The 18,985-nt window shown below is 46.4% G+C and carries 17 protein-coding genes; 13 read left to right on the forward strand and 4 right to left on the reverse strand.

Annotated features, from left to right (window positions below):
* The first annotated feature begins 30 nt into the window (after window positions 1-30).
* Window positions 31-2,049, forward strand: a complete 2,019-nt coding sequence (locus ABFV83_RS17710) for an alginate lyase family protein (RefSeq protein ID WP_349945713.1) — start codon at window positions 31-33, stop codon at window positions 2,047-2,049.
* 103 nt (window positions 2,050-2,152) lie between these two features.
* Here ABFV83_RS17710 and ABFV83_RS17715 read toward each other — a convergent pair whose 3' ends face one another.
* A complete protein-coding gene (locus tag ABFV83_RS17715; RefSeq protein ID WP_349945714.1) occupies window positions 2,153-2,962 on the reverse strand; it encodes a lysophospholipase in 810 nt (269 codons plus the stop codon).
* A 552-nt stretch (window positions 2,963-3,514) separates the two neighbouring features.
* Between ABFV83_RS17715 and ABFV83_RS17720 the strand changes: the two genes are divergently transcribed.
* From ABFV83_RS17720 to atpC, 8 genes are all read left to right on the forward strand, one after another.
* Complete coding sequence (locus tag ABFV83_RS17720) at window positions 3,515-4,210, forward strand: F0F1 ATP synthase subunit A (RefSeq protein WP_349945716.1); 696 nt, start codon at window positions 3,515-3,517, stop codon at window positions 4,208-4,210.
* Window positions 4,211-4,233: 23 nt separating this feature from the next.
* Entirely contained in the window at window positions 4,234-4,458 is a 225-nt protein-coding gene (gene atpE, locus ABFV83_RS17725) for an ATP synthase F0 subunit C (protein WP_174715246.1), read from the forward strand.
* 54 nt (window positions 4,459-4,512) lie between these two features.
* Entirely contained in the window at window positions 4,513-5,013 is a 501-nt protein-coding gene (gene atpF / locus ABFV83_RS17730; RefSeq protein ID WP_349945718.1) for a F0F1 ATP synthase subunit B, read from the forward strand.
* A complete protein-coding gene (gene atpH / locus ABFV83_RS17735; protein ID WP_349945719.1) occupies window positions 4,994-5,497 on the forward strand; it encodes an ATP synthase F1 subunit delta in 504 nt (167 codons plus the stop codon). Before atpF ends, atpH begins: the two co-directional genes overlap by 20 nt.
* Before the next feature lie 5 nt (window positions 5,498-5,502).
* Window positions 5,503-7,011, forward strand: coding sequence for a F0F1 ATP synthase subunit alpha (gene atpA / locus ABFV83_RS17740; protein ID WP_349945721.1), 1,509 nt, complete (start codon window positions 5,503-5,505; stop codon window positions 7,009-7,011).
* Between the two features lie 3 nt (window positions 7,012-7,014).
* On the forward strand, window positions 7,015-7,911 hold the full coding sequence (gene atpG / locus ABFV83_RS17745) for an ATP synthase F1 subunit gamma (RefSeq protein ID WP_349945723.1): 897 nt from the start codon (window positions 7,015-7,017) through the stop codon (window positions 7,909-7,911).
* A gap of 63 nt (window positions 7,912-7,974) precedes the next feature.
* Window positions 7,975-9,369, forward strand: a complete 1,395-nt coding sequence (gene atpD, locus ABFV83_RS17750) for a F0F1 ATP synthase subunit beta (RefSeq protein WP_349945724.1) — start codon at window positions 7,975-7,977, stop codon at window positions 9,367-9,369.
* A gap of 16 nt (window positions 9,370-9,385) precedes the next feature.
* Window positions 9,386-9,802, forward strand: a complete 417-nt coding sequence (gene atpC, locus ABFV83_RS17755) for an ATP synthase F1 subunit epsilon (protein ID WP_054741467.1) — start codon at window positions 9,386-9,388, stop codon at window positions 9,800-9,802.
* Between the two features lie 65 nt (window positions 9,803-9,867).
* Here the strand turns inward: atpC and ABFV83_RS17760 are convergent, their stop codons facing one another.
* Entirely contained in the window at window positions 9,868-10,674 is an 807-nt protein-coding gene (locus ABFV83_RS17760; protein WP_349945726.1) for a ZIP family metal transporter, read from the reverse strand.
* A 270-nt stretch (window positions 10,675-10,944) separates the two neighbouring features.
* Here ABFV83_RS17760 and ABFV83_RS17765 point away from each other — a divergent pair, with 270 nt between their 5' ends.
* Together ABFV83_RS17765 and ABFV83_RS17770 are read left to right on the forward strand one after the other, a co-directional pair.
* Complete coding sequence (locus ABFV83_RS17765; protein ID WP_349945728.1) at window positions 10,945-12,471, forward strand: peptidoglycan-binding protein; 1,527 nt, start codon at window positions 10,945-10,947, stop codon at window positions 12,469-12,471.
* 15 nt (window positions 12,472-12,486) lie between these two features.
* The gene (locus tag ABFV83_RS17770) at window positions 12,487-13,848 is read left to right on the forward strand and encodes an MATE family efflux transporter (RefSeq protein ID WP_349945730.1); all 1,362 of its coding nucleotides are present in this window, start codon (window positions 12,487-12,489) and stop codon (window positions 13,846-13,848) included.
* Here ABFV83_RS17770 and ABFV83_RS17775 read toward each other — a convergent pair.
* Both ABFV83_RS17775 and ABFV83_RS17780 read right to left on the reverse strand, forming a co-directional pair.
* Complete coding sequence (locus ABFV83_RS17775; RefSeq protein ID WP_349945731.1) at window positions 13,838-16,105, reverse strand: HAMP domain-containing sensor histidine kinase; 2,268 nt, start codon at window positions 16,103-16,105, stop codon at window positions 13,838-13,840. The two genes, ABFV83_RS17770 and ABFV83_RS17775, sit on opposite strands and share 11 nt — an antisense overlap.
* A gap of 8 nt (window positions 16,106-16,113) precedes the next feature.
* Window positions 16,114-16,809 carry a response regulator transcription factor gene (locus ABFV83_RS17780; protein WP_349945733.1) on the reverse strand — a complete coding sequence of 232 codons (696 nt, stop codon included), beginning with the start codon at window positions 16,807-16,809 and terminating at the stop codon, window positions 16,114-16,116.
* A gap of 407 nt (window positions 16,810-17,216) precedes the next feature.
* Between ABFV83_RS17780 and ABFV83_RS17785 the strand changes: the two genes are divergently transcribed.
* Both ABFV83_RS17785 and ABFV83_RS17790 read left to right on the forward strand, forming a co-directional pair.
* The gene (locus tag ABFV83_RS17785; RefSeq protein ID WP_349945735.1) at window positions 17,217-17,474 is read left to right on the forward strand and encodes a hypothetical protein; all 258 of its coding nucleotides are present in this window, start codon (window positions 17,217-17,219) and stop codon (window positions 17,472-17,474) included.
* Window positions 17,475-17,778: 304 nt separating this feature from the next.
* Window positions 17,779-18,924, forward strand: coding sequence for a glycosyl hydrolase family 18 protein (locus ABFV83_RS17790; RefSeq protein WP_349945736.1), 1,146 nt, complete (start codon window positions 17,779-17,781; stop codon window positions 18,922-18,924).
* Window positions 18,925-18,985: the final 61 nt, after the last annotated feature.

Genomic DNA, 18,985 nt, shown 5'->3' on the forward strand with positions numbered 1-18,985 from the left:
AATAATTAATTACGGAAGAGGTGGAACGAGATGTCAAAGGAACAGTATTTTGAAAACAGGAACAATTATATTGCCTGTGAGGACAAGGTGTGGGTCGCAGATTACTGTCAAAGGAACTGGCCTGAGGAAGTAAGCCATATCCTCCGCATTGCAGATGATGCAGTGAAGCATACATTTTTGTTTGATCTGCGGTGGGATATGGAACGAACCTATGTACCGGTGCATTTTGACCGGGAAGTGGTTTGGGACTACATGCCGGGAGATGATCCGGAATTTATTTTTCAGTTCAACCGCCACCAATTCTTTATATGCCTGGGACAGGCATATGCCATGACCGGCGATGAAAAATATGCAAAGGCTTTTGCAGAGCTTTTGAATTCATGGATAAAGAATAACCCTCTGACAGAAAAAACCAAACAAACTACATGGAGGAGCATTGAGGCCGGGATACGGGCGGAAACCTGGGTAAAGGCCATGAGCTATTTTAAGGACAGCCCTTCTGTGGATGACGGACTTGTAAAGGCATATATGGATTGTCTCACTGTTCATGCGGAATACTTAATGACAACCTACAAACATTTCCAGATCAAGAGCAACTGGGGAGTTATTGAGAACCGGGGACTTATGGAGATTGCACTGGCCCTTCCTATCTGTGACCGGACAAAGGAATACTTAGATGCAGCGCTTAGACGTCTTAATGAAGAGATGGATGTGCAGGTTACTGATGACGGAGTGCACTGGGAGCAATCTCCCATGTACCATAACGAGGTGTTTCACTGTTGTCTGGAAGTGCTGCGGTTGGCAAGGCGCTACGACATTAAGCTTTCAAGGAAAAAGACTGAGAAGGTCCGGCAGATGGCCTATGCAAATATTGCATGGAAAAAGCCGAATCATTGCCAGCCCATGCAGGGAGACAGTGATGAAACCGATCTCAGGGACTTATTGGCTCAAAGTGCCTGGCTGTTTGCAGATCCGGTGTTAAAGTTCTGCGCTTATGACAAGATGGATTATGACGGAGCCTGGGACTTCTTAAAAGAAGGAATCGAAGGCTATGGGAAGCTTAATGCAAAAGAACCGGATTTCTTAGACAGGGTCATGGAAAGCACCGGAAATCTTTTTGTCCGGTCCGGATGGGATGAAAACGCGGATTATTTCCACTTCCGCTGCGGTTTTCTTGGGGGAGGCCACGGCCATTCCGATAAGCTGCATGTGGATCTTGTGATCAACGGAGAAGATATCCTTATGGATACCGGGCGTTACTATTATGTGCCCGGTGAAGCGAGAACCTGGTTTAAAAGCGCCCTGGGCCACAACGTTCCCCTGGTAGACGGCCGTGACTATTTAAAGTGCCGGGATGCATGGGGCGTGGATAAGATGTCCGCTGCCTATTTTGGCGGCTATAAGAAAAAGGGCGGGTACCGCTATATTCAGGGAAGTCATGGTGGATATTTAAACGGAGAAGAGGGAAATGTGTGGATCACCAGAAAAGTGCTGGCAATTGATACGGACCTTTATCTGATCACCGATGAATTTTTCTCCAGTGAAAAACACACATACCAGCAGCTTTTCCATTTTAACAACCAGGGAAAGGTATCACGCTCCGGACGAACTGTGCGCTATTTTGGCAACAGGGCCGACGGGGAATTGACGGTTCTGACAGAGGGCTGTGAGCTGAAACTGTCAGATAGCCGGATTTCCAGAAATTATAACCAGATGGAAACAAGTAAGCAGCTTTTGGCCGGTAAAGAAGCAGAAGGCTTTACTTCCATTATTTCTGTTGTTTCAGGAGGGGGAAAAGGAAAATACAAATCACCGGAGCTTTCTCTTCTTCCTGTATTCGGGACGGATCCAACGGTTCCATTAGATCCTTCTGATGCGGAAGCGGTATCTGTTGGCTGGAAGGGAAAGAACTATGTGGTCATTTTGGCCCATCGTGATATCGGGGATTCTTCTGACCTGCTTACAGCAGGAGGCGTGAAGGGACTTGGAACAGTGATTGTATTTGATACGGAGAAGCAGAAAGTGGGAGGCACAGTACTTCACTGGTAATGAACTGAAAAGCGAAAGATATGAGAGAAAGCAGCGTTTATCCGAAAGGGAAAACGCTGCTTTCTTGCATTGGCCTGAGTATGTAAATCATGGCGTACTTATCTTAAAGGGAAATCCGTGCTTCGATCCAGTGCAGGACATCATTGATGACCTCATCCCTGCAGTATTCATTAAAGATCTCGTGGAACAATCCTCCGTAGATCTTTATCTGCTTATCTTTTGATGGAGCAGCAGCAAAAAACTGATAGGTGTCCTGAGCGCTTACCAATCCATCCTTTTCTCCGTGAAGCATGAGGATGGGGTATTCAAACCTTCCTACTGCCTCCTCAAACCAGGCAATTCCCTGGCAGATGGCGTAGCATAAGCCGGTGGTAAAGGTTTTGGAGTTATAGGGATCCTTGCCGTACCAGTCAACGACTTCGGCTACGGAGCACACGCCGGCTCCCAGTTCGTTGGGAAGCTTGGTGTGAGGATCCAGGTCTTTCGGAACACTGCTTATCAACCCCATATTATCCTTTGTCAATGCTCCGCTTGTGATAATGCCGCGAAGCCTCTTGTCCGGATATTTTGCACCGTATAAGGAAACGGTAAAGCCCCCCATGCTGTGACCGATTAAAAATACCGGGATATCCGGATTTTCCTTAATTGCCATGTCCACTACCACATTGGTGTCGTCAAGCAGCTCATGGAAGTCTTCATAATGGGCCCGTTCCCCCTCGGAACGCCCGTGCCCCCTGTGATCAAAGCGGTAGGTTCCGATCCCGGCTTTATGAAACACCTCTGCAAAATAATCATACCTTCCCTGATGCTCACATAACCCATGGACAATAACGGCTGCTCCCCGGGCGGCCTCTGGAACTTCTTTGTTTAAATACAACTTGGTCCCGTCAAATGAAGAAATCATTTCTCCCATAAAAATACCTCCTTTAAAACATTGGTTTACATTTCCCTTATTATACCAGAATTGTTTCTATTTTAATAGGAAGAAATCCATAAAAAATGGAAAAAGTTTTTTGCGTGACATTTGTAGGATTTGATAGCTATATAGGAAGGAATGGACGGGAGCATATCCTTTTTCTCTATCTAATCTTATCTATTTACAATGGTGTTAGGTACTAATGACGGTGAAATGAAAAAAAGCAAAAAAAACATAGTCAAATTTCACGAATTATTAGAAAAAAATTCAACATAAAACCTAGAAAAATTCGCTAAAAATAAGAAACTTTAGGATCTGAACATATTTTGGGTTAAAAATTTAATAATAATTTTAGAATTTCAGACGAAAAATTGTTTCAAATGTTCAAACAATTAACGGCATTAATAAGATGTTATGAAACTCGCAAAAAGTTGACAATTTCCGCAGATGAAAGTATGATACACGTTAGACCTCTGCAACATTGTATATTTAGGAGTACAATCTGTAAACCTGGTAATATATAAAGGGGAAGACAGTTTAAGAAAGGAAGTGAGCATTACGGAGGATTTGGCAGAGAAGTTATTAGAGGAACTGAACTGCGAAACGGTTTTTACCATTCCCATTTTCGGAGGTATTCCCATTGCTGAATCAGTAGTGGTGACATGGATTATCATGGCAGCACTGACACTCCTTTCCATCATTCTGGTGAGAAATCTTAAGGTTGAGAATCCTGGAAAGAAGCAGCTGGCGCTTGAAATGACAATCGGCGGAATTTATAATTTCTTTGAAGACTTAGTAGGAGAAGAAGGGAAGAGGTATATTCCTTATCTCATATCAGTGGGAATTTATCTCGGAGTGGCTAATTTGATTGGCCTGGCAGGCTTCAAACCGCCTACCAAGGATTTAAATACCACTGCAGCGCTTGCTGTCATGAGCATACTTCTGATAGAATATTCAGGCCTTCACAAAAAAGGGGTAAAAGGTTTTATTAAAGGCTTTGCAGAGCCGTCACCTATCATAGCCCCTATTAACGTCCTGGAATTATTTATTAAACCGCTTTCTTTGTGTATGCGGCTTTTTGGTAATATCCTGGCGTCATTTGTAGTTATGGAATTACTTAAGCAGTTTGCAGCACTCCTTGTACCAATTCCGTTCAGTTTTTATTTTGATATTTTTGACGGATTGATTCAGGCATATGTATTTGTATTTTTGACTGCCCTTTTCATTAAGGAATCGGTAGAGTAAACAATAGTAAATTAAAAGGAGAGATTATTATGTTAATAGCAATTGGAGCAGGAATCGCAGTATTCACAGGTATTGGAGCAGGAATCGGAATTGGAATAGCAACCTCTAAAGCAGTGGATTCCATTGCAAGACAGCCGGAGGCTGAAAGCAAGATCAGCAAGGCCCTGCTGTTAGGCTGTGCGCTTGCAGAGGCAACTGCCATCTATGGTTTCGTTATAGCCCTTCTCATCATTTTATTCCTTAAATAATTAACAAGGTCAGGATTAAGGTGGAAAAATTGAAAAGAAAGGCAGGCGGTACAGATGCTTAGACTGGATATGAACTTTGTGTGGACTATGGTGAATCTCATCGTCCTGTATCTTCTGCTTCGGCATTTCCTCATAGGGCCGGTTATGAATGTGATGAATAAGCGGCGGGAAATGATTGAGCAGAGCATTTCGGATGCCAGGAATAAGGAAGTTCAGGCAGCGGATCTTAAAAAGCAGTATGAAGAAAAGCTGGCTGCCTCCTCTGATGAAGGATCAAAGCTTATTGAAGAAGCGAAAAACCAGGCAAAGGCCCAGTATGACCGGATCTTAAAGGAAGCTGGGGAAGATGCAGGCCGTCTGATGGCCGAAGCCAGGAAACAAGCTGAGGCTGATCAGGAAAAGGCGATGCGTGAGGCCAAGGCGCAGCTTGCGGGCATAGTTATCGCAGCAGCGGCTAAGGTGGTTAATCAGGAGGTGAGCGCCAGGGCAAATCAGGCGCTTTACGATACATTTATAGCAGAAGCAGGTGATTTTCATGATGCAGGCAGCAATTAATTACGGGCAGGTGCTTTATGAGCTTTCTGTTCCTGAAACGGCCATTGAGGAAACGGCTTTGGCACTAAAGACTGTGCCGGAGCTTAAGCGTGCTCTTAACAGTCCTGTGGTTGCAAGGAGCAGCAAGCACCGGATTATTGACCGTGTATTTCCTGCTGAGATCAGAACCTTTTTAAAGGTTTTGGTGGATCGCCGGGATATAGATCTTGCAGATGATATTTTTCATGCATGGCGTACCTGCGTTTGCAGACAGGAAGGAATCCTGGAGGCTTCCCTTTTCTACGTGACAGAACCGGAGGAAGAACAGCTTAGCGAGATCAAAGCAATGCTGTGTAAAAAATATGAAAAACATGATGTAAGGCTTCGCCTCATTCAGGACCCCGGTTTGATCGGCGGATTTATTATCCGCGTCGGTGATATGGAGACTGACTGGAGCTTAAAGGGACGCCTTAGAGAATTGGAACAAAAAATAATGCGGAGGTGAAAAACGTGGCTTCCATCAATTCAGATGAAATTATTTCTATATTGAGAAGTGAGATTGAAGATTATGACGCTCATGCCAGGGACCAGGAAGTTGGAACTGTTATAAGCGTTGGCGACGGCATTGCAACGGTTTATGGAATTGACCGTGCGATGTACGGCGAAATCGTTATTTTTGATAGTGGAATCAAGGGCATGGTGCAGGACATCAGAAAAGAAGATATCGGATGCATCCTGTTCGGTTCCGACCGGGACGTTAGGGAAGGCTGTAAGGTAACAAGAACCAAAAAGCGTGCCGGAATCCCGGTAGGCGGGAAGTTCGTGGGAAGAGTGGTCAATGCTCTTGGCGCTCCCATTGACGGGAAGGGAGAGATCATCTCTGACGATTACCGTCCCATTGAATATGAAGCACCAGGCATTATTGACCGTAAGAGTGTGTCTGTTCCAATGGAAACAGGTATTCTTGCCATTGACTCCATGTTTCCCATCGGACGGGGACAAAGAGAGCTGATCATCGGTGACCGCCAGACCGGTAAAACTTCCATCGCCATTGATGCTATCTTAAACCAGAAGGGAAAAGGCGTGATCTGCGTTTATGTAGCGGTGGGGCAGAAGGCATCTACCGTTGCAAAGCTGGTGAATACCCTGTCAAATTACGGCGCCATGGATTATACCATTGTGGTATCTTCTTCGGCCAGTGAACCGGCGCCTTTACAGTATATCGCACCTTATTCCGGTACTGCTCTTGCAGAGTATTTCATGTACCAGGGAAAAGATGTGCTGATCGTTTATGATGATCTGTCAAAGCATGCGGTGGCTTACCGTTCCCTGTCTCTGCTTTTAGAGCGTTCTCCTGGCCGTGAGGCTTATCCGGGCGACGTATTTTATCTCCACTCCAGGCTTTTGGAGCGTTCCAGCCGGTTGTGTGAGGAAGCAGGAGGCGGTTCCATTACCGCACTGCCGATCATTGAAACCCAGGCCGGTGATGTATCAGCTTATATTCCCACCAATGTTATTTCCATTACTGACGGACAGATATTCCTGGAAAGCGACCTCTTTTTCTCCGGTATGAGACCGGCAGTAAATGTAGGCCTTTCCGTATCCCGAGTTGGCGGAGCGGCTCAGACCAAGGCCATGAAAAAGTCTGCCGGAAGCATCCGTATCGACCTGGCCCAGTGCCGGGAGATGGAGGTGTTTACCCAGTTCAGTTCAGATCTGGATCCGGCTACCAAGGAGCAGATCCAGTATGGAAAGGGACTTACGGAGCTGTTAAAACAGCCCTTATGCCATCCCTTAAGCCTTCATGCCCAGGTAATCAGCCTGATCGTGGCCAATAACCGTCTGCTTTTGGATATAGAAGTTTCAAAGATCAAAGAGTTTCAGAGAGAATTGCTGGCTTTCTTTGATGAACGTTATCCGGAAATCGGAAAGGAAATTGAAGAGAGCAAGGCGCTGTCTGACGAGCTGAAGCAAAAAATTCTTGATGTGACAGCCGAATTTAAACAGAAACGGGTGTAAGATATGGCAAATGCGAGAGAGATACAAAGCAGGATGAACAGCATCAAAAGTACCATGAAGATAACCAATGCGATGTATACCATTTCCTCGTCAAAGCTGAAAAGGGCAAGGAAAGCCCTGACTGATACGGAGCCTTACTTTTATGCGCTGCAAAGGACCATTGCCAGAATCATAAGGCATACGCCCGATATTGACGACCCGTATCTGGATACCAGGCCGCATATTAAGAAAGAAGACCGTAAGATCGGATACATTGTGGTAACGGCTGATAAGGGGCTGGCCGGTTCTTATAATCATAACATTTTTAAACTGGCTCAGGATCAGATTGACAAGGGCGGAAATCCCATGCTGTTCGTAGTAGGTGATCTGGGGCAGCAGTACTTTATGAAAAAGGGAATACCGGTGGAGCAGGATTTCCGGTATACCGTTCAAAAACCAAATATGAGCCGGGCCAGAATCATTGAGGAAAAGATCGTGGATTACTTCCTGTCAGGAAAGCTGGATGAGGTATATATGATCTACACCAGGATGGTGAATGCCATGAAAATGGAGGCTGAGATCGAACAGCTTCTTCCCATTCCCAAGCATCGGTTAAGCCAGAGCGTTCCCATTAACGTGCATCTGGAAGAGATCACTATGAAGCCATCTCCGCAGGTAGTGATTGATACCATTGTGCCCAATTACATTGCAGGATTTATCTATGGAGGTTTGGTGGAATCCTATTCCAGCGAACAGAATTCCAGAATGATGGCGATGCAGGCCGCAACAAATAGTGCCCAGGAGATGCTTGACGAACTGGCGATTACCTATAACAGGGTCCGTCAGGCGGCCATTACCCAGGAGATTACCGAGGTGATCAGCGGTGCTAAGGCCCAAAAGAAAAAAAGGAAGAAAGCGTAGTATCATCGGATGTTCCGGTTGACTTTAGAGAGGAGGAGTCCTCACGACTGTGAGTAACAGAATATGAATATAGGAAAGATCGTTCAGGTCCTTGGACCTGTAGTAGATGTTGAGTTTTTAGAGGGCAGCGACCTTCCCCGCATTAAGGACGCCCTTGAGGTGAATAATGAAGGGAAACGCTGCGTAATGGAAGTTGCACAGCATATGGGAAACAGCACAGTCCGCTGCATTATGCTGGCTTCCAGTGAAGGACTGTATAAGGGCATGGAGGTAACCGCTACCGGGGAAGGCATTAAGGTGCCGGTAGGTGAGCAGACTCTTGGACGCCTTTTTAACGTGCTTGGAGAGACCATTGACAACGGTGAAGCCTTAAAAGGAGGTTCGGAATGGGTCATTCACAGAGATCCTCCGGCCTTTGAGGAGCAAAGCCCTGTGGCAGAGATCCTGGAAACGGGAATCAAGGTCATTGATCTTCTTGCCCCTTATGCAAAAGGCGGAAAGATCGGTCTGTTCGGCGGTGCCGGTGTTGGTAAGACGGTTCTGATCCAGGAGCTGATCCATAACATCGCCACGGAGCATGGCGGATATTCTATTTTTACCGGTGTTGGAGAGCGTTCCCGTGAGGGAAATGATCTTTGGACCGAGATGGGAGAGTCCGGCGTTATTTCAAAAACTGCCCTGGTATTCGGCCAGATGAATGAGCCGCCGGGAGCACGTATGCGTGTGGCTGAAACAGGACTTACCATGGCGGAATATTTCCGTGATGAAGAGCATAAGAATGTACTTTTATTTATTGATAATATTTTCCGGTTCACCCAGGCGGGGTCTGAGGTTTCCGCCCTTCTTGGACGTATGCCGTCGGCGGTTGGATACCAGCCTACCCTGGCTACGGAAATGGGCGAGCTTCAGGAGAGGATCACTTCCACGAAAAATGGTTCCGTTACTTCTGTTCAGGCGGTTTACGTGCCGGCCGATGACTTGACGGACCCGGCTCCGGCAACTACCTTTGCCCATTTGGATGCCACTACGGTTTTATCCAGAAAGATCGTGGAACAGGGAATTTATCCTGCGGTTGACCCTCTTGCATCAAACTCCCGGATCCTGGAACCGGATGTGGTTGGAGAAGAGCATTATGAGGTAGCCCGTAAGGTACAGGAATTACTTCAGAAATATAAGGAACTTCAGGATATTATCGCTATCCTGGGTATGGAAGAGCTGGGAGATGACGATAAGACTACGGTTTACCGTGCAAGAAAGATCCAGAAATTCTTATCCCAGCCTTTCTCTGTAGCTGAGAATTTTACCGGTGTTGCAGGTAAATATGTTCCTCTTAAGGAAACAGTCAGGGGCTTTAAGGCAATTGTAAGCGGAGAGATGGATCAGTATCCGGAGGCTGCATTCTTTAATGTGGGAACCATTGATGAGGTAATTGAAAAGGCCAGGACATTAGAGGCTTAGCTTGGAGGTGCTGCCTGTGAGTAAAAATACATTTTTCCTTCAGGTCCTTGCCAGTGATAAGGTGTTTTACAAAGGCTCATGCCAGGAGCTTATCATTCCTCTTGCAGATGGAGAAAAGGCAATTCTTCCCCATCATGAGGATATGGTCATTGCAGTATCCATAGGGGAAATGCGTCTGTTGAATGAAAAGGATCAATGGGTTCAGGCTGTTGTTGGAAATGGCTTCATCCAGATCGTCAACAACCGTGTGACGCTCCTTGTTGATACTGCTGAGCAGCCGGAGGATATCGACGAACGCCGCGCAGAGGAAGCCAGGGAAAGGGCTGCCGAACAGTTAAGGCAGAGTAAAAGCCTTCAGGAGCATTCTCATTTTGAGGCTTCTTTAGCCAGATCCATGGCCAGGCTGCGTACAAAACACAAATATGGGCTTTGACAGGAAATGATGATAAAAAAAGGATATCCGAGAGGCAGTTTTTTGCCTCCCGGATATCCTTTTTCTTATCCCAAAGCCACGTCTAAAATCATCATGATCAAAAATCCAAACATAACCCCAAGGGTTCCCACATTGGAATGTTCTCCTAAATGAGCCTCAGGAATCAGCTCTTCCACCACCACGTACATCATGGCACCGGCCGCAAAGGACAGAAGCCATGGCATAAGCGGCAGGATGCTGCCTGCCACGATTACGGTCAGGATACCGAATATAGGCTCCACGATCCCGGATAAGCTGCCTCGCAAAAATGCCTTTCCCGTAGAAAGCCCTTCCTGCCTTAAGGGCAGGGAAATGGCAGCGCCTTCCGGGAAGTTCTGGATTCCGATGCCGATAGCAAGAGCCACGGCAGCAGTATAAAGGGACGGATCACTTCCATGCTGGGCAGCCAGGGCAAAAGCCAGTCCAACGGCCATGCCTTCCGGAATGTTATGAAGCGTCACAGCCATTACTAACAGGGTAGTCCGCTTCCAGGTGGAAGATAGTCCTTCCGCCTCATTGGTTCTGCTTCCATTCATGTCTGGATGAAGGTGAGGAAGAAGGGTGTCCAACAGTATAAGAAAAAGTACTCCAAGGACAAAGCCTCCGGCAGCGGGTATCCAGCCCGGAGTCCCGACCGCTTCGGCTTCCTCGATGGCCGGAATGAGAAGCGACCATACTGAGGCCGCGATCATAACACCGGCAGCAAAGCCGAGGAAGATTCTCTGAACAGACTGATTTACGTCCTTCCGGAAAAAGAATACGACCGAAGCTCCCAAAGTAGTCATAAGAAATGTAAAGCCGGTACCGCCGGCAGCCCACAAAACAGGCGTCATATTAAGCCCTCCTTTTCTGTCAAAAAAACAGCGGTTTTGACTGTATTTTCCCTGCTTTAACTATATCATAACCTCTGTTTGGACGCAATGAGATAAATTCCCTTTCCATTTCCGACAGATTTATGCTAAAATAGACCTGATTTTACATATGAAATACCCTTCGGGTAACCCTTTATGCCTCAAAAGCGAGGACGATAAATAGGAAACACCCTTCGGGTATCCCTTTATGCCCAAAATGCATGGGCAATAAATAGGAAAGGAATTTGGTTTATGAATATAAAAATAAGATGGGAAAGGCGTTCTGCCTATTCTGTGTTTCTGGCAGCAGCAACGGTTTCTTTGTTAGCAGGATGCAATAAAACGGAAACAGCAGCGGAGCTTGGAAAGGATGCCACGCCATCCATTGCCATATCGATAGAAAATGAACTGCAGCCTGTTGATGTACTTACTCCCGGAGGAGATCTGATGCCAAGGCTTCTTAAGGTACCGGAACAAAAGGAAAATCCTATCCCTGAGTATTTGCGGAATGGGGTAGAGCATCCGGTGGTTGCCAGCCTTCAGGAGCGTTTGATGAATTTGGGCTTTATGGATAATGATGAGCCCACCCAGTACTTTGGAAATGTGACTGAGGCTGCTGTTAAGACCTTCCAGCGCCAGAACGGCCTGGCTCAGGATGGAATTGTAGGGCCTGAAACCCTGACTGCCATTATGACGCCGGCTGCCAAATATTATGCTGTGTCAAAGGGTGTGGAGGGCGACGACATATCACGGATTCAGAGCCGCCTTTATGAATTGGGGTATCTTGCCGGTGCGGGCCAGGTATCCGGTTCTTTTGGAGATGAAACAGAGGCCGCGGTCATGAAGCTTCAGGAGGTCAACGGCTTAAACATAGATGGAAAAGTAGGACGTCAGACCATAAATCTTCTCTACAGTGAAGAGATTAAGCCAAACTTCCTGTCATATGGTGAAAAGAGCGATGTAGTTTTAACCAGCCAGCAGCGTCTTAAGGAGCTGGGGTATTTAACAACTACTCCGGATGGGGCCTATGGAAATGATACGGTGACAGCGGTGAAACAGTTCCAGTCCCGGAATGACCTGGTTGTGGATGGGTATTTAGGACCTTCCACCCGGATCACCTTAATGAGCGCAGGGGCGCAGCCAAACGGCCTGACCCTTGGTGAACAGGGAGAATCGGTTACCAGGATCCAGCAGCTGTTAAATAAATACGGGTACCTGGCTTCTGCAAATGTTACAGGATATTACGGTGAATTGACGGAAAAGGCGGTTAAGGAATTCCAAAACAACAATGGACTGAAAGCAGATGGTTCTGTGGGACAGCTTACCATGAGTAAACTTACTGGGAGCGGCATAAAATCCGCAGGCTCTTCCGGATCCTCAGGCGGTTCCTCCAAGGGCGGTACGGTTAAGGGCGGTTCCGGTGTAAGCGGTCTGCTTTCCATTGCCAGATCCAAGGTGGGACGCCCCTATGTATGGGGTGCCAAGGGCTCGGAGTCCTTTGACTGTTCGGGATTCGTCTACTGGTCTCTCAACCAGGCCGGCGTCAGACAGAGCTATCTGACCTCTTCCGGTTGGAGAAATGTAGGTAAATATACGAAGATCACCAGCTTTGGAAGCCTGAAGGCAGGCGATATCATCGTGGTAAGCGGCCATGTGGGAATCGTAGCCGGAGGCGGAAGCGTCATTGATGCTTCCTCCAGTAACGGGCGGGTAGTAGAACGTTCCTTAAGCTCCTGGTGGAAGAATAACTTTATCTGCGGCTGGCGTATATTTGGATAGGAATGGTTCAAAATAATGAGTATGAAAACACAGAAAAAAGCAATTAATATGGTAACAGATTCACCGGGAAGGGCCCTTTTGCTCTTTGCCCTTCCCCTGATTCTTGGAAATTTATTTCAGCAGTTTTATAACATCATAGACTCTGTGGTGGTTGGACGGTTTGTGGGGGAAGAAGCCCTGGCATCGGTAGGTGCCTCTTATTCCATTACAAACGTGTTTATTGCCATCGCGGTAGGCGGCGGAATCGGCAGTTCCGTAGTGGTGTCCCAGTTTTTAGGGGCAAAACAGACCGGAAACATGAAAACCGCCATATCCACCACTCTTATTAATTTCTTGTCCATAGGAGTGATACTGGGCGGTCTGGGACTTCTTTTCAATAACCGGATTTTAAGCTTCATGAATACCCCGGAGAATGTATTTTATGATGCCTCGGTGTACCTGGGTATTTATTTTATAGGGCTGCCTTTCCTATTCATGTATAATGTGCAGGCATCTGTTTTTCAGGCTCTGGGAGATTCGAAAACTCCCTTATATCTGCTGGTCTTTTCCTCTCTTTTAAATGTAGTACTGGATCTGCTGCTGGTGACCCAGTTTTTCATGGGGGTAGCCGGTGTGGCGATTGCCACTTTGATAGCCCAGGGAATTTCCGCTGTCATGTCTTTTCTCATTTTGATAAAGCGGTTAAAGGGGTATGAGACAACAGAGCCGTTTCGGCTTTATGACTGGAATATGATGCTCCATATGATGCGGGTCGCCATTCCCTCCACCCTTCAGCAGTCCATCGTCCATATCGGAATGCTTCTGGTGCAGTCTGTTGTCAATGTATTTGGTTCTGCGGTCATGGCGGGCTTTGCGGCAGGAACCAGGATTGAATCCATCTGCATTGTTCCCATGCTTGCCCTGGGAAATGCCATGTCCACCTTCACGGCACAGAACATAGGCGCAGGAAGGACAGACCGGGTAAAAAAGGGCTACCGTTACTGCTATCTCATGGCAGGTGTTTTTGCAGTTATCATATGTGTTATTATGGAAACTTGGGGAGATTGGTTTATACGAAGCTTTTTAAATGAAGGCAGTGCAGAAACTGCATTTCAGACAGGTATGGATTATATCCGGTTCATTTCATTCTTTTATATCTGCATTGGCTGCAAGGCGACCACAGACGGGCTTTTGCGCGGCGCAGGAGATGTGGTGGTATTTACTGCCGCCAATCTGGTGAATCTGGCGATCCGGGTGTCGGTGGCAGCTGTGTTCGCTCCCATTATTGGCGTCCAGGCCGTTTGGTTTGCAGTTCCAATGGGCTGGACGGCCAATTATATCATATCATTCCTCCGATATCTGACGGGAAAATGGGAGAGGATACGGCTTATTTCTTGACAGGGAAGGCCACACCTGCTTTAAATAGATCTCCGTCAATATAAAGCCTTAATTCTCCGCCCTGAAGCTCGGCCAGGCTTTTAGCGATGGAGATCCCCAGTCCGCTTCCTTCTGTGGTCCGGGCAACATCCCCTCTGACAAAGCGCTCGGTCAGCTCGTCCGCATGAATGTTTAACGGGTTTTGGGATATATTCTTCATGGTGAAAACCGCCATATCCCCTTCTACTGTAATCTCTGCGTATACCCGGCTGTGTTCCATGGCATACTTGAAGGCATTGTTATAAAGATTCTCAAGCACTCTCCACAGATACCGGCCGTCCGCCTCGATCAGGATGGTTTCGGCCGGAAGGGTGGAAACCAGTTCCAGGTGACGGAGGGCAAACTTTTCTTCAAATTCTCCGTTAGTCTGATGGATGAGCTGTACAAAGTCAATGCTGGTGATCTCCAGCTTTAAATTTCCGGAGCTTGCCTTTGAGGCCTCCACCAGATCTTCTGTCAAAGTCTTTAACCGCTGGGACTTCTGTTCCAGAACTTCTAAGTATCCCTGAATCTTTGGATCCTGAATCTTTTCCCTTTTTATAAGGTCCACATAGTTTATGATGGATGTAAGGGGAGTCTTAATATCATGGGACACATTGGTGATTAAATCCGCCTTTAAGCGCTCACTCCGTACCTTTTCCTGGAGTGCGGTTTCAAGTCCGGTGCTGATGTGATTGATGTTTTCTGCCAGTTCCCGCGCTTTTCCGTTAAATGTCAGGGTATCGATCTTATAAGTGGTATCCCCTCTGGAAATATTAAAAAGGGCCTCATTGATCTGATCAGTTTCCCATGCGTTTTTGTACATCTGATGGAATACCCAGTAATCCATGCAGAAAAGCAGCAGAGCAACCGCCCCCATAAGGAACCGGGACGCTAAGCTGTTATAGGTAAATAAAAGGAAAGCAAAAGCCATTGTCATGGCAATGTTAAAAATCAGGAACATGGCATAAGAAAGCATGATCCGGGTGGTGAAACGGTGATTTTTAAAATACAGGGACAGGTTATTTAGTCCCCGGTGCATAAGGCTTCCGGTCCAGAGGCTGCCTGCCTTATAACGTTTTAAAAGGCTTAAGGCGGCAGAAAGTCCGGCGGCGTAATAAATGAGGACCCGAAGGGCCAGCTCTCCATAATTCCATTGGTCAACGGCAAAAAAGAGGTGGATGATCTTATATGCCAGCCGGTTTGCCAGAAACAAGGTGATGATGGCAGCCCCGCAATACAGGAGCAGACAGCTTTCAGCAGGAAGCTGGTCAATCCGTTTTAAGGGACCCCGGTCCTGTTCCGTGTCAGGCTGTCCGGTCAGGCTTACCAGTGCGTACAGGGTCGCCATGCAGCCTAAGATTCCCAGGCAAAGGCTGATCATTCCGACAATGAATAACAGACGCATACGGTCATAGGAAGCGGAAGCCCGTGCGTAAGCATCACCATAAGGATAGGAAGTATCCACGGCTACTGTCATATGATAATTGCCGTTGTTATAGGGATTCATCTTTTCTAACAGGGAAGAAACATTCTTGGGGACAGTTGTTAAGTTGGAATCCACGTATAGAGCTTCTCCTGTTACGTAAAGGTATCTTCCCATGGCCTTAAAGTCATTGATGCCTTTGCCTGAAACGTTGTTGTATAACTTATAATCCTCCTCAGTGTTCTGATAGAGTACTTCAAACTTTAAATTGCTGGGATTCTGGATGAAGCGGTAATAAAAAGAGTAGTAGTTGCCCAAATGGGTCAGTACCTCATAGGCAATCTGATCCATAGTGAGAAATGCTTCTCCAGGCTCCGTTATCTTAAAATCCGGTTCATAGGCCCGGTAATCCACACGTACATACGAATCTGTGTCATCCGCAGCCGGCTGTCCTCCGCTCACCTTAAACTGCTCATTGAGATAATAGCCAAGGGATTTGGCCCTGCGCATCATCTCATCCACCGTATATTCCCTTATGGTTCCCGGGCCTTCCATGACCCGGACAATGGGCTTTGAATAGTCAAGCTTTCCGTTGGTCTCAAATATTTCCTTATATTTTACATAATTAAAAATATCATCGATATCAGATTTAAGCTGGCGGGTGAATTCAGGCGTGTCCTCATAGGTTTCATGGGTGACCCAGCGGATCCCCTCTCCGTAGTGGGAATTGCTGTACATGATGGAAACGCCGATGACAACAAGAAGGGAGAAGAGCATATGCATAAGAGCCGCAAAATCTTTTCTTTTTTTCATAAACGCTCCTATTGTTTCTCGATCTTATAGCCTACGCCCCATACCACTTTTAAATAACGTGGTTCTCTGGGGTTGATTTCGATCTTTTCCCGGATATGCCGGATGTGTACTGCAACGGTGTTGTCGGCGCCGATGGCTTCTTCATTCCAGATCTGCTCGTAGATCTCATCAATGGAAAATACTTTTCCCGCATTCTTCACCAGAAGCAGAAGGATGTTGTACTCAATGGGGGTCAGTTTGATCAGTTCCCCTTCTACAAAAACTTCCTTATTGTCGTCATTAATGGCCAGGCCTCCGCATTTATACACTTGTCCGGCAGGCTGCTGGTTCATATTGCCAAGCTGGGTATAACGGCGCAGCTGGGATTTTACCCTTGCTACCAGTTCCAGCGGATTAAAGGGTTTGGTGATATAATCATCTGCTCCGATATTCAGTCCCAGGATTTTATCCGTATCCTCGGATTTGGCGGAAAGGATAATGATGGGGATGCTGCTTGTCTCACGGACCTTTAACGTGGTCCGTATCCCGTCAAGGCCTGGCATCATCACATCCAGAATCATTAAATCCACGTCCTGTCCTTCCAGAAGCTTTAAGGCATCGTAGCCGTCATAGGCCTTAATCACATGAAACCCTTCTCCTGTTAAATATATATCAATAGCTTCCACGATTTGTTTGTCATCATCACATACTAAAATATTCTGCATACGAAAACCTCCTTTTTCAATATTATACAACGAAGGCTGTAAAAAAGCACATTACATTTTTATGACTTTTAAGAATCCTTTATTTATACGTGCCTGAGGGGCCCCTATTTTATCATTTGACTGCATAATAATATGACTCCAGTTTATCCACTTTTCTATCCATGTATCCCAAATGCGTGTAAGTGTTCAGGGCGGTTTTTATATTATCGTTCCCTAAGAGATATTGCGCCTGCAGAATATTGAAGGCAAATGGAAACGGAGCTGGTGACGCTCACGCCGGATCAGGCTGGCGCTCTGCAGTATCTGGAATTGGCCGAGCAAAATACAGGTGGTATTGCACTTACACACATCTTGTCTATCTGTCCCATATAATATAGTGTAGTTCGGTATGAAAGGAGTTAAAGTATATGAGCAGCGATACTTTTAAATGTAGATGTAAATGTTATAAGAAATGTGAGCCCAAATGTGAATGCAAACCTAAATGTGAATGCGAGTGTGATCATGGCAAAGACTGCGAATGTTTCAAAAAAGCATTAAAAGAGGCTTACTGGAGAGGCTTTAAAGACGGTTGCAGAAAATGCAGACGGAGAGAAAATGAATGTGGCGAATGCGAAAAGTACGAGGGATATGAAGAGTATGAAGGGTATGAGGAGTACGAAGAGTAAGAACGGTAGTCTTTGATTAGAGCGGGCTTGGGTATTCCGGGCCCGCTCTATTTATGGAATTTATATTATTTTCTGACTGTATGATGCTTGGTTTGACTGTTTTTAAGTGGTAACAGGTGGTGAAGTCAAAAGTCTCTTAAACCTTGATTTAAAGCCCTAAAATACAGATTTAAAGTGTTTGCTTATTTTTAATAAGAAAAATCACATTGCATTTTTCTAAAGAAACCTGAAATGGTGTCTGTTTCTGTCATGTTTCGGATTTTTTCATCATATGCTTTACCAACTCTGGTAAAAGGATGCTTCTATGAAAATATATGTGGTAAAGCGGGGAGACAGCGTGGACACCATTGCCGAATCCCAGGGCATTCCGGTACAAAGCCTTATATTTGATAACCAGATTGGTTATCCATACCGCCTGGCTGTAGGCCAGGCACTTTATATCAGGGATGACAGCCCTTCGGAAGAAAGGACTCCTCTTTATGTGTTCGGTTATGCATACCCGATCATCAGTCCGGATAATCTGGAGAACACCCTTCCATTTCTGACCGATCTATATGTCTTCTCTTATGGATTTACCATGGAGGGTGATCTGGTTCCCCCCATGAGCCCGGATGACTGGATGATTGAAAGGGCCTGGCAGCTTGGCGTGCGTCCGATTTTGACCCTTACTCCTCTCGGTCCTGACGGGCACTTTAACAACAATCTGGTCTCTGCGGTTGTACATAATATGGAGGTACAGCAGCGGCTGATCTGGAATCTGGGGCTTACAATGCTGGAAAAGGGATTCGGAGGCATGGATTTTGACTTTGAATACATTATGGCGGATGACCGGGAAGCCTATGCGGACCTTGTGAGGCGGACCACCCAGATCATGAACCAGTTCGGCTATCAGGTTACGGTTGCCCTGGCTCCCAAGACATCGGCAACACAGCCAGGGCTTTTGTATGAGGGGATTGATTATGCGCTTTTGGGCGAAGCGGCTAACCGGGTTTTTTTGATGACTTATGAATGGGGATATACATTCGGTCCCCCAATGGCCGTTGCCCCCATCAACATGGTCAGAAGAGTGGTAGAATATGCCGTGACAGCGATCCCCAGGGAGAAAATCAGCCTTGGAATCCCCAATTACGGGTATGACTGGCCGCTGCCCTATGAGCGGGGGGTGACAAGGGCAAGGACCATAAACAACTTGGAGGCGGTCCAGATTGCCATTGATCATGGTGTGGAGATCCAGTTTGACGAGGTTGCCATGTCCCCATATTTCCGTTATTGGCAGTATGGAGTCCAGCATGAGGTGTGGTTTGAGGATGTGAGAAGCTATAAGGCCAAGTTTGACTTAATCAAAGAGTTCGGCCTGACCGGGGCAGGGTATTGGCAGCTCATGCAGTTTTTCCGGGCAAACTGGCTATTGCTGGAGCAGATGTTTGATATTAAAAGGATTGGAGAATGATTTTACCAGTTTCCATGAAAAGTCCGTTGCAATTCTTCCATTTTTCTGTTATATTGATTTG

It is taken from the genome of Lacrimispora sp. BS-2, assembly GCF_040207125.1.
Taxonomy (GTDB): Bacteria; Bacillota; Clostridia; order Lachnospirales; family Lachnospiraceae; genus Lacrimispora.

Coding starts and splice junctions, on each gene's coding strand:
- atpF (WP_349945718.1), top strand. CDS start 4,513: ATGCTTAGACTGGATATGAACTTTGTGTGGACTATGGTGAATCTCATC.
- ABFV83_RS17785 (WP_349945735.1), top strand. CDS start 17,217: ATGAGCAGCGATACTTTTAAATGTAGATGTAAATGTTATAAGAAATGT.
- ABFV83_RS17715 (WP_349945714.1), bottom strand. CDS start 2,962: ATGGGAGAAATGATTTCTTCATTTGACGGGACCAAGTTGTATTTAAAC.
- ABFV83_RS17770 (WP_349945730.1), top strand. CDS start 12,487: ATGAGTATGAAAACACAGAAAAAAGCAATTAATATGGTAACAGATTCA.
- ABFV83_RS17765 (WP_349945728.1), top strand. CDS start 10,945: ATGAATATAAAAATAAGATGGGAAAGGCGTTCTGCCTATTCTGTGTTT.
- atpG (WP_349945723.1), top strand. CDS start 7,015: ATGGCAAATGCGAGAGAGATACAAAGCAGGATGAACAGCATCAAAAGT.
- ABFV83_RS17775 (WP_349945731.1), bottom strand. CDS start 16,105: ATGAAAAAAAGAAAAGATTTTGCGGCTCTTATGCATATGCTCTTCTCC.
- atpD (WP_349945724.1), top strand. CDS start 7,975: ATGAATATAGGAAAGATCGTTCAGGTCCTTGGACCTGTAGTAGATGTT.
- ABFV83_RS17760 (WP_349945726.1), bottom strand. CDS start 10,674: ATGACGCCTGTTTTGTGGGCTGCCGGCGGTACCGGCTTTACATTTCTT.
- ABFV83_RS17710 (WP_349945713.1), top strand. CDS start 31: ATGTCAAAGGAACAGTATTTTGAAAACAGGAACAATTATATTGCCTGT.
- ABFV83_RS17780 (WP_349945733.1), bottom strand. CDS start 16,809: ATGCAGAATATTTTAGTATGTGATGATGACAAACAAATCGTGGAAGCT.
- ABFV83_RS17790 (WP_349945736.1), top strand. CDS start 17,779: ATGAAAATATATGTGGTAAAGCGGGGAGACAGCGTGGACACCATTGCC.
- atpH (WP_349945719.1), top strand. CDS start 4,994: ATGATGCAGGCAGCAATTAATTACGGGCAGGTGCTTTATGAGCTTTCT.